Source organism: Rhodopseudomonas infernalis, from assembly GCF_022271405.1.
GTDB lineage: Bacteria > Pseudomonadota > Alphaproteobacteria > Rhizobiales > Xanthobacteraceae > Rhodopseudomonas > Rhodopseudomonas infernalis.
This window is the reverse complement of sequence record NZ_JAJNAL010000046.1, coordinates 1-15,148: the sequence shown is the minus strand read 5'-3', so window position 1 is coordinate 15,148 and position 15,148 is coordinate 1. Positions and strand designations below refer to the sequence as shown.

11 protein-coding genes are annotated in these 15,148 nt (G+C 65.3%); 10 read left to right on the top strand and 1 reads right to left on the bottom strand.

Annotated features, from left to right (window positions below):
- The first annotated feature begins 170 nt into the window (after window positions 1–170).
- From rbfA to LPW26_RS22185, 8 genes are all read left to right on the top strand, one after another.
- Complete coding sequence (gene rbfA / locus LPW26_RS22220) at window positions 171–584, top strand: 30S ribosome-binding factor RbfA (protein ID WP_238737880.1); 414 nt, start codon at window positions 171–173, stop codon at window positions 582–584.
- The gene (gene truB / locus LPW26_RS22215; protein ID WP_238737878.1) at window positions 584–1,684 is read left to right on the top strand and encodes a tRNA pseudouridine(55) synthase TruB; all 1,101 of its coding nucleotides are present in this window, start codon (window positions 584–586) and stop codon (window positions 1,682–1,684) included. Before rbfA ends, truB begins: the two co-directional genes overlap by 1 nt.
- Window positions 1,685–1,686: 2 nt before the next feature.
- Entirely contained in the window at window positions 1,687–1,956 is a 270-nt protein-coding gene (rpsO, locus tag LPW26_RS22210; protein ID WP_110787143.1) for a 30S ribosomal protein S15, read from the top strand.
- A 339-nt stretch (window positions 1,957–2,295) separates the two neighbouring features.
- Complete coding sequence (pnp, locus tag LPW26_RS22205; RefSeq protein ID WP_238737876.1) at window positions 2,296–4,452, top strand: polyribonucleotide nucleotidyltransferase; 2,157 nt, start codon at window positions 2,296–2,298, stop codon at window positions 4,450–4,452.
- A gap of 208 nt (window positions 4,453–4,660) precedes the next feature.
- The gene (locus LPW26_RS22200; RefSeq protein WP_238737875.1) at window positions 4,661–5,683 is read left to right on the top strand and encodes a lipid A deacylase LpxR family protein; all 1,023 of its coding nucleotides are present in this window, start codon (window positions 4,661–4,663) and stop codon (window positions 5,681–5,683) included.
- Window positions 5,684–6,081: 398 nt separating this feature from the next.
- Window positions 6,082–6,813: a superoxide dismutase gene (locus tag LPW26_RS22195; protein WP_238737873.1), complete on the top strand. Its 732-nt coding sequence runs from the start codon at window positions 6,082–6,084 to the stop codon at window positions 6,811–6,813.
- 447 nt (window positions 6,814–7,260) lie between these two features.
- A complete protein-coding gene (locus tag LPW26_RS22190) occupies window positions 7,261–8,943 on the top strand; it encodes a methyl-accepting chemotaxis protein (protein ID WP_238737871.1) in 1,683 nt (560 codons plus the stop codon).
- A 203-nt stretch (window positions 8,944–9,146) separates the two neighbouring features.
- Window positions 9,147–10,814, top strand: coding sequence for a methyl-accepting chemotaxis protein (locus tag LPW26_RS22185; RefSeq protein ID WP_238737869.1), 1,668 nt, complete (start codon window positions 9,147–9,149; stop codon window positions 10,812–10,814).
- 12 nt (window positions 10,815–10,826) lie between these two features.
- Here LPW26_RS22185 and LPW26_RS22180 read toward each other — a convergent pair whose 3' ends face one another.
- Window positions 10,827–11,756, bottom strand: coding sequence for a LysR substrate-binding domain-containing protein (locus LPW26_RS22180; RefSeq protein ID WP_238737867.1), 930 nt, complete (start codon window positions 11,754–11,756; stop codon window positions 10,827–10,829).
- 241 nt (window positions 11,757–11,997) lie between these two features.
- On the opposite strand from LPW26_RS22180, the gene katG reads away from it, so the two are divergent.
- Window positions 11,998–14,217 carry a catalase/peroxidase HPI gene (katG, locus tag LPW26_RS22175; RefSeq protein ID WP_238737865.1) on the top strand — a complete coding sequence of 740 codons (2,220 nt, stop codon included), beginning with the start codon at window positions 11,998–12,000 and terminating at the stop codon, window positions 14,215–14,217.
- A gap of 150 nt (window positions 14,218–14,367) precedes the next feature.
- Window positions 14,368–14,898: an REP-associated tyrosine transposase gene (locus LPW26_RS22170; protein ID WP_238737863.1), complete on the top strand. Its 531-nt coding sequence runs from the start codon at window positions 14,368–14,370 to the stop codon at window positions 14,896–14,898.
- The last annotated feature ends 250 nt before the right edge of the window (window positions 14,899–15,148 follow it).

The window sequence follows — 15,148 nt, the reverse complement described above, 5'->3', positions numbered from 1 at the left end:
TCCAATTCTTACAGCCGAGACGCTCGATTGACATGAGACGTCATGACCGGGCTCGCGCGAAGCACGTCTTCGCGATGAGCCCGGCCATCCACGTCTTCGTTTTTCCGCAGTGAAGACGTGAATGCCCGCGACAAGCGCGGGCATGTCGACGACGAGTGAAGAGAACCACGATGCCTCGCCATCACCAGAAGAGTTCCCCGTCCGGCGGGTCGACGCGGTCGTTGCGTGTCGGCGAGCTGGTGCGCCACGCCGCTGCCGACATTCTCAGCCAGGGCGGCGTGCATGATCCGGTGCTGGAGACGCACCTGATCACGGTGCCGGAAGTCCGGATGTCGCCGGATCTGAAGCTCGCGACGATCTACGTGATGCCGCTCGGCGGCCGCGACGAGAAGCTGGTGCTGGACGCGCTCGAGCAGCACAAGAAATTTCTGCGCGGCGAAATCGCCAAGCGCGTGAACCTGAAATACGCCCCCGATATCCGCTTCCGGATCGACGAACGTTTCGCCGAAGCCGAGCGGATCGAAAAACTTCTGCGCACGCCCGCGGTGCAGAAAGACCTCGAACCCGATCCGGACCAGGACTGATGACCGTGACCACCTCCGCGCTCGCCTCCAACGACCTGCAGCACGCCGGCGCCGACAACGCGCCGACCGCCGCTGAGGCCCGCAAGCCGCGCGACAACAACGATCCGCGCAATCAGGCCCGCGGCAAGGACGGCAACAAGCAGCCGCGCCGCGACAAGCGCGACGTCCACGGCTGGGTGGTGCTCGACAAGCCGATCGGCATGACCTCGACCCATGCGGTCGCGGTGGTGAAGCGGCTGTTCTCGGCCAAGCGCGCCGGCCACGCCGGCACGCTCGACCCGCTCGCTTCCGGCGGGCTCCCGATCGCGATGGGCGAGGCCACCAAGACGGTGCCGTTCGTGATGGACGGCCGCAAACGCTATCGTTTCACCGTTGCCTGGGGCGAGGAGCGGGATACCGACGATACCGAGGGCAAGGCGGTGGCGACCAGCGACGAGCGGCCGACCGCGGAAGCCATCATGGCGCTGCTGCCGCGCTTCACCGGGGTGATCGCGCAGATCCCGCCGCAATACTCGGCCGTCAAGATCCAGGGCGAACGCGCCTACGATCTGGCGCGCGACGGCGAAGTCGTCGAGCTGGCGCCGCGGCCCGTCGAGATCCACGAACTGACCCTGGTGGACCATCAGGACAGCGGCCATTCGGTGTTCGAGGCTGAATGCGGCAAGGGAACCTATGTACGGGCGCTGGCCCGCGACATGGGGCGGCTGCTCGGCTGCTACGGCCATATCTGCGCGCTGCGGCGGACGCTGTGCGGCCCGTTCGACGAGGCCGACATGATTCCGCTGGAACAGTTGCAGGCTTTGTGCGATAGAGCGGCGTCCGGCGAGGGTAGCCTCGCCGACGCGCTTTTGCCCGTTGAGACCGCGCTGGACGACATCCCGGCACTGGCCGTCACACGGGCTGATGCGGCAAGGCTCCATCGGGGCCAGGCCGTTTTGTTGCGCGGACGGGATGCGCCCAATTGCAGCGGCACAGTCTATGTCACGGTGGCAGGCCGGCTTCTGGCCCTCGCCGAGCTCGGCAACGGCGAACTCATCCCCAAGCGTGTGTTCAACCTCTCGGGACTGACCGCCAGTCCCGTCGCCAAGGAAAGTAACTGACGATGTCGATTGCCGCAGAACGCAAAGCGGAAGTCATCAAGACCAATGCCGTCAAGGCCGGTGATACCGGTTCGCCCGAGGTTCAGATCGCGATCCTGTCGGAACGCATCGCCAACCTGACCGCGCACTTCAAGACCCACACCAAGGACAATCACTCGCGTCGCGGGCTGTTGAAGCTGGTGTCGACGCGCCGTTCGCTTCTCGACTACGTCAAGAAGAAGGACGAGGCGCGCTACAAGGCGCTGCTCGAAAAGCACGGCATCCGTCGCTGATCGATCGCGTCCGCCGGCTGCGGCCTGGACGCGGTGCGCCGCTTCCAGCCTGCCGCGCCGGCCGAGCTACCACACGGGAGCGCTGAGTTCGCCCGTGTGTCTCGCTCAGCCGCATCCGGCGGCTGGGCCGTCAACGGGCCCAGGGCCCGCTCCGCGGGGCCCGCGACCAAGGTGGTCGCGATCCCGCACCCGGGAGGACCGAGCGCCATTCCCACTTTAAGACCATGGCAGGATCGCCGGACGCTGTGCACGCCTCGCTGCCAGCGTCCCGCAATCTTGGCATGGTCTTTTGGTATCTGGCGTCCGGTCGTCTCGGTATCCGCATGAAAGAAGGATCCGATGTTCAATCAGCATTCCGTCGAAATCGATTGGGGTGGACGCCCCCTCAAGCTTGAAACCGGCAAGATCGCCCGCCAGGCCGACGGCGCCGTCGTCGCCACCTATGGCGAGACCGTCGTGCTCGCCACCGTGGTGGCCGCCAAGTCGCCGCGCGAAGGCGTCGACTTCCTGCCGCTGACCGTCGACTATCAGGAAAAGACCTACGCGGCCGGCCGCATCCCGGGCGGTTACTTCAAGCGCGAAGGCCGTCCGACCGAGAAGGAGACGCTGGTCTCCCGCCTGATCGACCGCCCGATCCGTCCGCTGTTCGCCGACGGCTGGCGCAACGAGACCCAGGTGATCGTCACCGTGCTGTCGCACGACATGGAGAACGATCCCGATATCGTCTCGCTGGTCGCCGCTTCGGCCGCGCTGACGCTGTCCGGCGCGCCGTTTAAGGGCCCGATCGGCGCCGCCCGCGTCGGCTTCATCAACGATGAGTACGTGCTCAATCCGGTGCTCGACGAGATGCCCGAGACCCAGCTCGAGCTGGTCGTCGCCGGCACCGCCGACGCCGTGCTGATGGTCGAATCCGAAGCCAAGGAGCTGTCGGAAGAGGTCATGCTCGGCGCCGTGATGTTCGGTCACCGCCACTTCCAGCCGGTGATCGACGCGATCATCGAGCTAGCCGAAAAGGCCGCCAAGGAGCCGCGCGAACTCAACGTCGTCGACGACAGCGAGATCGAAAAGGAAATGCTCGGCCTGGTCGAGCAGGAGCTGCGCGCCGCCTACGCCATCCCGGTCAAGCAGGATCGCTACGCGGCGGTCGGCAAGGTCAAGGAGAAGGCGATCGCGCACTTCTTCCCGGAAGGCCAGGAGCCGAAATACGACAAGCTGCGCATCGCCGGCGTGTTCAAGGAGCTCGAGGCCAAGATCGTTCGCTGGAACATCCTCGACACCGGCAAGCGCATCGACGGCCGCGACAGCAAGACCGTGCGTAGCATCGTGGCCCAGGCCGGCGTGCTGCCGCGCACCCACGGTTCGGCGCTGTTCACCCGCGGTGAGACCCAGGCGCTGGTCGTGACCACGCTCGGCACCGGCGAAGACGAGCAGTACGTCGACTCGCTGTCGGGAACGTACAAAGAGACGTTCCTGCTGCACTACAACTTCCCTCCCTACTCGGTCGGCGAGACCGGTCGCCTCGGTGGTACCAAGCGCCGCGAGATCGGCCACGGCAAGCTGGCGTGGCGTGCGATCCATCCGGTGCTGCCGCCGCATCACGAGTTCCCCTACACCATCCGGGTCGTCTCCGAGATCACCGAGTCGAACGGCTCGTCCTCGATGGCGTCGGTGTGCGGTGCCTCGCTGGCGCTGATGGATGCGGGCGTGCCGTTGAAGCGGCCGACCGCGGGCATCGCGATGGGCCTGATCCTGGAAGGCGAGCGCTTCGCCGTGCTGAGCGACATCCTCGGCGACGAGGATCATCTCGGCGACATGGACTTCAAGGTGGCCGGCACCGAGCAGGGCATCACCTCGCTGCAGATGGACATCAAGATCGCCGGCATCACCGAAGAGATCATGAAGGTGGCGCTCGGCCAGGCCAAGGACGGTCGCATCCACATCCTGGGTGAGATGTCCAAGGCGCTCGACCGCGCCCGCGCCGAGCTCGGCGAACACGCGCCGCGGATCGAGACCTTCAAGATCCCGACCGACAAGATCCGTGAAGTGATCGGCACCGGCGGCAAGGTGATCCGCGAGATCGTCGAGAAGACCGGCGCCAAGGTCAACATCGAGGACGACGGCACCGTCAAGGTCGCCTCGTCGGATGGCGAGTCGATCAAGGCTGCGATCAAGTGGATCAAGTCGATCGCCTCCGATCCGGAGATCGGCGAGATCTACGAGGGCACCGTCGTCAAGGTGATGGAGTTCGGCGCCTTCGTGAACTTCTTCGGCGCCAAGGACGGCCTGGTACACATCAGCCAGCTCGCCGCCGGCCGCGTGCAGAAGACCTCCGACGTCGTCAAGGAAGGCGACAAGGTCAAGGTCAAGCTGCTCGGCTTCGACGACCGCGGCAAGACCCGGCTGTCGATGAAGGTGGTCGATCAGACGACCGGCGAAGACCTCGAGGCCAAGCAGAAGGCCGAAGGCGAAGCCCCGGCCCAGGCCGCCGGCGAATAACCTGCCGCCCTGACGGGCAGCTGGCTTGATTCTCGATCAGGGGCGGCCGCACAGGCCGCCCCTTTTTGTTGCAGCAACTGCCGGTTCGTGTCCCGGCTGCCACGCTGCCTGGCCGTTCATATGCGCGGCCGCGCGTTGTACGAAGTCGGGCCTTGCGGCGCATATGCCGTGCCCCCAATAATATCGGCAGGATTGAGAGACTGTCGTTATGCGCCGCTTGATTGTACAGGTCGCCGCGATCATCCTGGCGCTGGTATTTGCGCCGGACGGCGCGCTGGCGCAGCGGGTCGTGCTAATCGGCGAAAACGATGCGGTGGTCAATACGGACCGCGACTACACATCGGGCTTGCGGCTCTCCTTCGTGTTCGATGATTTCAACCGCGACCTGATCGCCGGCAAGGCGTTCGGCCTGGTAAGTCCGGCACTGCTCACCTTCGGCGCGCCGGGCGGCTCGGTGCGGCAGCAGTTCGAATGGATCGCGCTGGCTCAGAACATCTACACGCCCGATCGTGATACGCGGGGCAACTACACGCCAGGCGTCGACCGTCCGTTCGGCGGCTGGCTCTACACCGGCTTCAGCATTGCGCAGGAGACTGCGCGGCGGCAGCTCGATTCGTTCGAGCTGCAGGTCGGCGCGGTCGGCGGCAACGCCTCACTGGCGCAGGCGGTGCAGTCGAGCTTTCACAGCATGCTCGGTCAGTCGGCGCCGGTGATCAATGGCTACGAACTGCGCAACGAGCCCGGCATCTTGCTGTCGTGGGAGCGGCGCTGGAAGGTCGCGACCGATTTCGGCAACGGCTTCGGTGCCGATATCATTCCGTCGCTCGGCTTCACCGGCGGCAACGTCTTCACCTACGGCGAGGCCGGCGCGATCCTGCGCGTCGGACGCGCGCTGTCGACGAATTGGGGACCGACGCTGATTCGGCCGGGTGTGTCCGGCGCCAACTTCGTCAGCCCCGATCCGGCCGCACCGTTCTGGGGCTTCTCGCTGTTCGGCGGCGTGCAGGCCCGCGGTGTCGCCCGCAATATCTTTCTCGACGGCAGCACCTTCGTCGACAGCCCGCACGTTACGCGCGAGGCGTTCGTGTACGACCTGGTCGCCGGCGCGGAGGTGTTCAACCAGGCGGGCTTCCTCGCCTCGCTCGCGTGGATCCACCGCTCGCGGGAGTACACCACACAGGCGCGGGCTTACTCCGATTACGGCTCGCTGACGCTGGCGTATCATTTCTGACCGGCCGGACTGATGGTCACGACCGCGGCAGCCCAAATACTTCGAGCTTCCTGATCGTCCAGCTCAAAGCATGTTCCGGACAGACTTCAAAGCCGTCATCGGTCGATTGAAGCGCGCCGTCTCCTCGGGTGCGGAGTCGTCATCCGGAGGTGCGCGCGTCGCGCGCCTCGAAGGATGCGGCCAACTTAAATGTCCAAAGGCGCCCGCGGCTCATCCTTCGAGGCCCGTAGCGCAGCGCGGCCCGGCGGGCGCCTCCAGGATGACGGCGGTGATTCGATCAGAAGCAGCACCGGTCTCGCGCCGGCGGCTGCGCTACTCCGTCGCGGCCGGCACGTCATCTTTGGCGAAACTCCGCATCAGACCGCGCGTAGTTCGTGCAGCCTGCAAACGGAGGAAACATGCCAGCTTTGTCTCGACGCCATCTGATGATGGCCGCTACCGGATTCGCTGCTGCTGCGGCCCTGCCGCGTTACGCTTCCGCCCAGGCCGCGACCGCGCCTGCTGGCCCGTTCAAGTTGCCGCCGCTGGCCTATCCGTTCGCCGCGCTGGAGCCGCACATCGACGCCAAGACGATGGAGACCCACCACGGCAAACATCATCAGGCCTTCATCACCAATCTGAACAATTTCGCCAAGGACAATCCGAAGCTGGCGGATACGCCGGTCCCCGACGTGCTGGCAAAGCTCGGCGACCTGCCCGACACGCTACGCACCGGCGTGCGTAACAACCTCGGCGGTCACGCCAATCACACCATGTTCTGGGAGATCATGGGCCCGAACGGCGGCAAGCCGTCCGGCGACGTGCTGGCGGCGATCGATCGCGATCTCGGCGGCATGGAGAAATTCCAGACCGACTTCAATGCGGCCGGCGGGCGTCAATTCGGCTCGGGCTGGGTGTTCGTCACCGTCAGCAAGGACGGCAAGCTCGCGATCGAGACCAGGCCGAACCAGGACAGCCCGCTGATGGACGGCAAGCGCGTTCTGCTCGGCAACGATGTCTGGGAGCACGCGTACTACCTGGCCTATCAGAACCGCCGCGCCGACTATCTGAAGGCATGGTGGAACACGGTGAACTGGAGCAAGGTCGGCGAACGCTACGCCGCCGCCAAGGCCGGCACACTCGGCGTCTGAGACGCGACCGATCAACGCAACGAAGTCGAGGGCCGGTGCGCAATCTGTGCCCGCCCTCGATTTTCCGTCTGTGTCATTCCGACGCGCCCCGAGATTCAGCGCAAGCCGCGAGGCTTGCCGAAGCCATGACTAATCGCGTCGTGCGATCGCCAAGTGTCAACACGCAGCCCTGAGTTGTAGCGTGCACAGGTCGCTTTGCGCATGTCGCCCTGATTTTCGTCGTAGCTGCAGGTGACGGCATCGCGTCGTCGCAGGCGAGGCGCGTAGCCGCATGGCTCGGCCGCCTTACGATACGCGACGTGCAGAAATCGAGTGCATTGGCAAAAGATGGGATTAGTAAAAGATTAGATCGGATCCGGCAGTGTGGGCTTAACCCCGTAGAACTCCGATGATCTGGCCGCCTTCGGGACCGACCCGGACTACAGATCCCGAGCAAAGGCACCTCACATGTTTACATTTCGGCGCAACACGGCCGTCCTGTCCCCGTCCGCGATCCTGGAAGCGATCAATCGTTCGCAAGCGATGATCGAATTCGATCTCGACGGAAACGTCCTCACCGCCAACGACAACTTCCTCAACGTGCTGGGCTACAAGCTCGACGAGATCAAGGGCAGGCATCACAGCCTGTTCGTCGATTCCGACCAGACCAAGACCGCCGACTATGCGGAGTTCTGGTCGGATTTGAAGGCCGGCAAATTCCGCGCCGGCGAGTTCAAGCGCATCGCCAAGGGCGGCCGCGAGGTGTGGATTCAGGCGTCATACAATCCGGTGCTCGACAAGGACGGCAAGCCGCTCGGGGTCGTCAAGTTCGCCGCCAACATCACCGACGCCAAGCTGCGCAGCCTCGCCGACGCCGGCAAGATCCAGGCGATCGGCCGCGCCCAGGCGGTGATCGAGTTCGCCATGGACGGCACCATCCTGGACGCGAACCAGAATTTCCTGGGCGCGATGGGCTACACGCTCGACGAGATCAAGGGCCGGCATCACAGCATGTTCATCGAGCCGGCATCTCGCGACAGCGCCGGCTATCGGGATTTCTGGGCGACGCTCGATCGCGGTGATTACCTCGCCGCCGAATACAAGCGCATCGGCAAGGGCGGCCGTGAGGTCTGGATCCTGGCGTCCTACAATCCGATTCTCGACGAGAACGGAAAGCCGATCCGGGTGGTGAAGTTCGCTACCGACGTGACCGAGCAGAAGCTCGCCAATGCGGATCTGGCCGGTCAGATCGCCGCGATCGGCAAGTCGCAGGCGATCATCGAATTCGGCATGGACGGCACCATCCAGGGCGCCAACGAGAATTTCCTGCACGCGCTCGGCTATACGCTGGGCGAGATCAAGGGCCGCCATCACAGCATGTTCGTCGATCCGGCCGAGCGGGATGGCGCCGACTATCGGGCGTTCTGGGAGGCGCTGCGGCGCGGCGAGTATCAGGCCGCCGAATACAAGCGGATCGGCAAGGGCGGCAGGGAAGTCTGGATTCAGGCGTCCTACAATCCGATCCTCGATCTCAACGGCCGTCCCTTCAAGGTGGTGAAGTACGCCACCGACGTCACCCGGCAGGTGCTGATCCGGATGGGCAACGAGCGCGTCCGCGCCATGATGGATTCGGTCGCGGCCGGCGCCGAGGAACTCAACGCCTCGGTCCGCGAGATTTCGGAAGCGATGACCAAGTCGCGGCAGACCGCCTCCAGCGCGGTCGGCGAAGTCGATGCCGCCGACGGCCAGGCCAACCGGCTCAACGACGCCGCCCAGGCGATGAGCGGGATCGTCGAACTGATCGGCCACATCACCGGCCAGATCAACCTGCTGGCGCTGAACGCGACCATCGAGTCGGCGCGCGCCGGCGAGGCCGGCCGCGGCTTCGCCGTGGTGGCGGCCGAGGTCAAGAACCTCGCCAATCAGGCCAAGCAGGCCACCGACAAGATCGGCACCGAGATCGAAAACCTCAACGCCATCTCGGGCGATGTCGTCACCGCGCTCGGCAGGATCAAGACCGCGATCCAGAACGTCAGCGAATACGTCACCTCCACGGCCGCGGCGGTCGAGGAGCAGAGCACGGTCACTGGCGAAATGTCGAGCAGCATGCAACGCGCCGCCAACGAAGCCGCCGCCATCGTGGCGCGCTGAGGCGAAGGCCATGCAGGGGCGATGAGATCCCAGCGGTTCACCTGTCCCACCATCACGTCGTTCTACGCACTGTCGGCTGCGTAGTTGAACGAGGTGTCCAAATAGGAGATTCTTTAACGATCAGGCCTCAGGCTGGGGGAACTACATGCCGCGAATCGGAAAGTTCGCCGGCACCCCGCCGTTGGTCCGGAGGACTTCGCTTCATGTTTCCGTTTTCCCGAAGCGCCGATCGGGAGCGCGCGACAGCGTTGCTCGCGGCGATTGACCGGTCGCAGGCGGTCATCGAGTTCGATCTGGACGGGACGATCCAAACCGCCAACGCCAACTTTCTCAATCTGCTTGGCTACACGCTCGAGGACATCAAGGGGCGGCACCATCGCCTCTTCGTCGATCCGGCCGAACACGACGGCCCGGAATATCGCGAGTTCTGGGCCGGCCTGCGCAGCGGCGCATATCACAGCGGCGAATTTCTGCGGATCGGCAAGAATGGCCGCGAGGTCTGGATCCAGGCGACCTACAACCCGATTCTCGATCGCAACGGCAAGCCGACCGGCGTCGTCAAATTCGCCGCCGATATCACCGCCGCCAAGACCCACAGCCTGGAGGATGCCGGCAAGATGGCGGCGATCGGCCGGGTCCAGGCCGTGATCGAGTTCGCGCTCGACGGCACCATTCTCGCCGCGAACGACAAGTTTCTCGCCGCGCTCGACTACTCGCTCGACGAGATCGTCGGCAGGCACCACAGCATGTTCGTCGCGCCGGCGGAGCGTGACAGCGACGCCTATCGGGATTTCTGGCGCCGGCTCAACGGCGGCGAGGCGTTCACGGGCTCGTTCAAGCGGTTCGGCAAAGGCGGCCGCGAGGTCTGGATTATGGCGTCGTACAATCCGATCCTCGACCACAAGGGGCGGCCCTTCAAAGTGGTGAAGTTCGCCAACGACGTCACCGTCCAGAAGCTCGCCGCGGCCGACAGCGCCGGCCAGATCGCGGCGATCCGCAAGTCGCAGGCGGTGATCGAGTTCAAGACCGACGGCACGATTCTCGACGCCAACGACAATTTCCTCAAGACCACGGGCTACTCTCTGGCCGAGATCAAAGGCCGCCACCACAGCATTTTCATGGAGCCGGCCGACCGCAACACCGCGGCCTATCGTGAGTTCTGGGAGCGGCTGGCACGCGGCGAGTATCAGGCCGGCGAATTCCGTCGCGTTGCCAAAGACGGCCGCGAGGTCTGGATTCAGGCGTCCTACAATCCGATCCTCGATCTCGACGGCAAGCCCTACAAGGTGGTGAAGTACGCGTCCGATGTCACGCCGCAGGTGCAGCGCCGGATTGCCAACGAGGAAGCGCGCGGCATGTTGATGCGCTCGGCGGAGAGCACCGAGGAATTGAGCAGCACGGTGCAGATGATCGCCGAAGCGACCAACCGTTCGCGCAAGACCACGTATCGTGCGGTCAGCGAGGTCGAAGTGGCGGACGGCCAGGCCCAGCGTCTCGACGAAGCCGCCAAGGCGATGAGCGGGATTGCCGAAATCATCGGTGCCATCACCGGCCAGATCAATCTGCTGGCGCTCAACGCGACGATCGAATCGGCCCGCGCCGGAGAGGCTGGGCGCGGTTTCGCCGTGGTGGCCCAGGAGGTGAAGACGCTGGCGGGGCAAGCGCGTAGCGCCACCGATCAGATCGTCGCCCAGATCGACAATCTCAACAACATCGCCAGCGATGTGGTCGGCGCGCTCGGTTCGATCAAGCAGGCGATCGAGGCCGTCAACGAGTTCGTCGCCTCGACGGCGTCCACCGCCGAGGAGCAGAGCGCCGCCACGGCCGAAATCGCCGCCAGCATGCAACGCGCCACCTCGCTGCTGCGTTGAGCGCTGCGCCGCTCAGGCCGGCTCCGCCGAAGCCCGGCGAACCCCTTCCTGTACCACTTCGCCGAGCACGTCGAAATCGTGCCGGCGCGGCGAGGTCTTGCGGAACACCAGGCCGATGCTGCGGCCGGGTTGCGGGCGGCGCAGCCGCAGGAATTTGACGCGGCTGTCGCGGCGCTCGACGTCGGCGGCGATCTGCGGGATCAGCGTCACGCCGTAGCCGCCCGCCACCATCTGGATCACCGTGGTGAGGCTGGAGGCGCCGAACGTCGCGGTGCCGGCGCCGCCCATGTTGATGGCGCGGTTGCGCGCCGTGGCGCAGAACGCCAGCGCCTGGTCGCGCAGGCAGTGGCCGTCCTCGAGCAGGATCAGCCGCGACTGGTCGATTTCGTCGACCGCCACGGTGGCGCTCTCGGGCCGCGGATCGTCGGCCGGCACCGCGAGCAGGAATTCGTCGTCGAACAGCGCGATCGTCTCGAGGTCGCGGAGGCCGACCGGCAGGGCCAGCAGCGCGGCGTCGAGCGCGCCGCTGCCGACGTCGGCGACCAGTTGCCGGGTCTGGCTCTCGCGCAGTTCCAGCCGCATCTCGGGATAGCGCTGCTGCAGCAGCGGCAGCACTTTCGGCAGCAGATACGGCGCCAGAGACGGAATCAGGCCGAGCGTCAACCGGCCGGTCAGCGGCTGGGCGCGGTGGCGGGCGAAATCCACCAGATCGCGGGCGCCGCTGAGCAAATCATCGCCGCGCCGAACGATTTCACGGCCGATTTCGGTGAGAAACACCTCACCGGGCCGGCGTTCGACCACTTTGACGCCGAGCGTGCGCTCCAGTTCGGCGACCTGCATCGACAGCGCCGGCTGCGTCACCGCGCAAGCATCGGCGGCGCGGCCGAAATGGCCGTGACGCGCGAGCGCGGAGAGATAGCGGAGCTGCCGGAGCGTCACCATGGACGATCAGATAATCTGATCGGTACCGAAAATCAATTCGACTGGACCTGATCGTAGAACTGCTCCAGTCTGCGCCGGTCGGTCCGCAGCGCGCGGGTAGCGCCGGCCAAACAACCGAATCACCCCAACACGAGACGCCGCGGACGAGTCCCCGCGTGCGCGGCGTTCTCGGCAGACAATCAGCTGTCATCAAACGTTCGAACGACACGAACACACTGGCAGACGACGACGGAGAGAAATCATGGACGCAACGACTGACGACAAGGGCAAATGCCCGTTCCCGCATGGCGGTGGTGGTGGCAGTGGTCCCCGCGGGCGCAAGAACTCCGAGTGGTGGCCGGAGATGCTCGACCTCAGCATGCTCCATCGCAACTCGTCGCTGTCCGATCCGCTGGGTCAGGGCTTCGACTACAAGAAGGAATTCGAGAGCCTCGATCTCGACGCGGTGATCAAGGATCTGACCGCGCTGATGACCGACTCGCAGGAGTGGTGGCCGGCTGACTTCGGTCACTATGGTGGCCTGTTCGTCCGCATGGCCTGGCACTCGGCCGGCACCTATCGCATCACCGACGGCCGCGGCGGCGCCGGCGCCGGCCAGCAGCGCTTCGCGCCGCTGAATTCGTGGCCGGATAACGCCAACCTCGACAAGGCGCGCCGGCTGCTGTGGCCGATCAAGCAGAAGTACGGCAACAAGCTGTCCTGGGCCGACCTGTTCATCCTCACCGGCAACGTCGCGCTGGAATCGATGGGCTTCAAGACCTTCGGTTTTGCGGGTGGCCGCGACGACGTCTGGGAGCCGGAAGAGCTGTTCTGGGGTCCGGAAGGCACCTGGCTCGGCGACGAGCGCTATTCGGGCGAGCGTCAGCTGTCGGATCCGCTCGGCGCGGTGCAGATGGGCCTGATCTACGTCAATCCGGAAGGCCCGAACGGCAACCCCGACCCGGTCGCCGCCGCCAAGGACATCCGCGAGACGTTCCGCCGCATGGCGATGAATGACGAGGAAACCGTCGCGCTGATCGCCGGCGGCCACACCTTCGGCAAGACCCACGGCGCGGGTGACCCGTCGTTCCTCGGCGCCGAGCCGGAAGGCGGCGCGATCGAGGACCAGGGCCTCGGCTGGAAGAGCACCCACGGCACCGGCTTCGGCGCCGACACCATCACGGGCGGCCCGGAAGTGATCTGGACCCAGACCCCGACGAAGTGGAGCAACCACTTCTTCGAGAACCTGTTCGGCTTCGAGTGGGAGCTGGAGAAGAGCCCGGCCGGTGCCCAGCAGTGGCGCGCCAAGGGCGCGCAGGCGAATGTGCCGGATCCGTTCGATCCGAACAAGAAGCGCGTCCCGACCATGCTGACGACCGATCTGTCGCTGCGCTTCGACCCGGCCTACGAGAAGATCTCGCGCCGCTTCTTCGAGAACCCGGATCAGTTCGCCGACGCCTTCGCCCGCGCCTGGTTCAAGCTGACCCACCGCGACATGGGCCCGAAGGTCCGCTATCGCGGCAAGCTGGTGCCGAACGAAGACCTGATCTGGCAGGATCCGATCCCGGCCGTGAACCACGAGCTGGTCAGCGACAAGGACATCGCCGATCTCAAGGCGAAGATCCTCGGCTCGGGCCTCTCCGTCTCGCAGCTGGTGTCGACCGCCTGGGCCTCGGCCTCGACCTATCGGCATTCCGACAAGCGCGGCGGCGCCAATGGCGGTCGCATCCGTCTGGCTCCGCAGAAAGACTGGGAGGTGAACCAGCCGGCCGATCTCGCCCATGTGCTGAGCAAGCTCGAAGCGATCCAGAGCGAGTTCAACGGCGCGCAGAAGGACGGCAAGAAGGTCTCGCTCGCCGACCTGATCGTGCTGGCCGGCTCGGCCGCGGTCGAGAAGGCCGCCAAGGATGCCGGCGTCACCGTCGAGGTGCCGTTCACCCCGGGCCGCATGGACGCGTCCGCGGAACAGACCGACGCCGAATCCTTCGCGGTGCTCGAGCCGCGCCAGGACGGCTTCCGCAACTACATCAACGCGGGCAAGCACCAGTTCATGAAGCCGGAAGAAGCGCTGGTGGATCGTGCGGCGCTGCTCAACCTCACCGCGCCGGAAATGACGGTGCTGCTCGGCGGGCTGCGCGTGCTCGGCGGCAATGTCGGCCACACCACCCACGGCGTGTTCACCGAGCGGCCGGAGAAGCTCACCAACGACTTCTTCGTCAACCTGCTGGACATGAAGACGGTGTGGTCGCCCTCGGCCACGGACGGCGTCTACGAAGGTCGTGACCGCAAGACGGGCGAACTGCGCTGGACCGGCACCCGCGTCGACCTGATCTTCGGCTCGCACTCGCAGCTGCGCGCGCTCGCCGAAGTCTACGGCCAGTCCAACGTCCACGAGAAGTTCGCCAAGGACTTCGTCGCCGCCTGGACCAAGGTGATGAACGCCGACCGCTTCGAAGTCGTACCGAAGAAGGCCGCGGCGTAACTATCAACGCGATCGCAACCATCAAGGGCGGCCTCCGGGCCGCCCTTTTTCGTTTGAGCTTGTAGGGTGGGCAAAGGCGCGCAGCGCCGTGCCCACGCGTCACATCTCGTGCTACACTGCGGCTTTCAACCTAACCGCGTTGTTGACCGCATGTCGCATTATCGGCGCGCCAATCGCGAAGGCGGGATGTTCTTCTTCACCGTCGCCATGGCCGATCGCACCGGCGACCTTCTTGTTGCCCATGTCGATCGTCTTCGACGAATCTACAGCTCGGTTCGAGATCGCTATCCCTTCAAGACCGTCGCAATCTGCGTCCTTCCTGATCATCTGCACGCGATTTGGGAGCTGCCGCCCGGCGATGCCGATTTCTCGGGACGGTGGTCATTGATCAAGTCCGGGTTTTCTCGCGGGATCATTCCCGCGTCAGATTTGGCGGCCAGCAAACAGCGCCGCCGAGAGAAAGGCATCTGGCAACGGCGCTATTGGGAGCACCTTGTGCGCGACGAAGACGATCTTGCGCAGCATGTCGACTACATCCACTACAACCCGGTGAAGCACGGTCTAGTAACGGCGGTGCGCGACTGGCCGTACAGCAGCTTTCATCGCTTCTGTCGAGACGGGCTGTTGCCGCCGGATTGGGGCGGCGACGTTCGGGAGATGTCGGGACGGTTTGGTGAGTAGCGCGTGGGCACGGCGCGCCTGCGGCGCACCTTTGCCCACCCTACGAGCTTTGCCGCCCTACAAGCTGCGACGCGCGTCGCCCTCACCCCAGCCCTCTCCCGCAAGCGGGAGAGGGAGTCCGGCCGCGGTCGGGGAGAGGTTTTGCGTAGGTAGCTAGCTTGTGAGGTTGTTCAGATCAATGCGCCGCCCCCAGCCGCAGCGCGCCCCCTCTCCCGCTTGCGGGAGAGGGTTGGGGTGAGGGCGCCCCAGC

Bases quoted from the DNA above. Each gene is read 5' to 3' on its own strand.
- rbfA (WP_238737880.1), top strand. From the start codon at position 171: ATGCCTCGCCATCACCAGAAGAGTTCCCCGTCCGGCGGGTCGACGCGG.
- truB (WP_238737878.1), top strand. From the start codon at position 584: ATGACCGTGACCACCTCCGCGCTCGCCTCCAACGACCTGCAGCACGCC.
- rpsO (WP_110787143.1), top strand. From the start codon at position 1,687: ATGTCGATTGCCGCAGAACGCAAAGCGGAAGTCATCAAGACCAATGCC.
- pnp (WP_238737876.1), top strand. From the start codon at position 2,296: ATGTTCAATCAGCATTCCGTCGAAATCGATTGGGGTGGACGCCCCCTC.
- LPW26_RS22200 (WP_238737875.1), top strand. From the start codon at position 4,661: ATGCGCCGCTTGATTGTACAGGTCGCCGCGATCATCCTGGCGCTGGTA.
- LPW26_RS22195 (WP_238737873.1), top strand. From the start codon at position 6,082: ATGCCAGCTTTGTCTCGACGCCATCTGATGATGGCCGCTACCGGATTC.
- LPW26_RS22190 (WP_238737871.1), top strand. From the start codon at position 7,261: ATGTTTACATTTCGGCGCAACACGGCCGTCCTGTCCCCGTCCGCGATC.
- LPW26_RS22185 (WP_238737869.1), top strand. From the start codon at position 9,147: ATGTTTCCGTTTTCCCGAAGCGCCGATCGGGAGCGCGCGACAGCGTTG.
- LPW26_RS22180 (WP_238737867.1), bottom strand. From the start codon at position 11,756: ATGGTGACGCTCCGGCAGCTCCGCTATCTCTCCGCGCTCGCGCGTCAC.
- katG (WP_238737865.1), top strand. From the start codon at position 11,998: ATGGACGCAACGACTGACGACAAGGGCAAATGCCCGTTCCCGCATGGC.
- LPW26_RS22170 (WP_238737863.1), top strand. From the start codon at position 14,368: ATGTCGCATTATCGGCGCGCCAATCGCGAAGGCGGGATGTTCTTCTTC.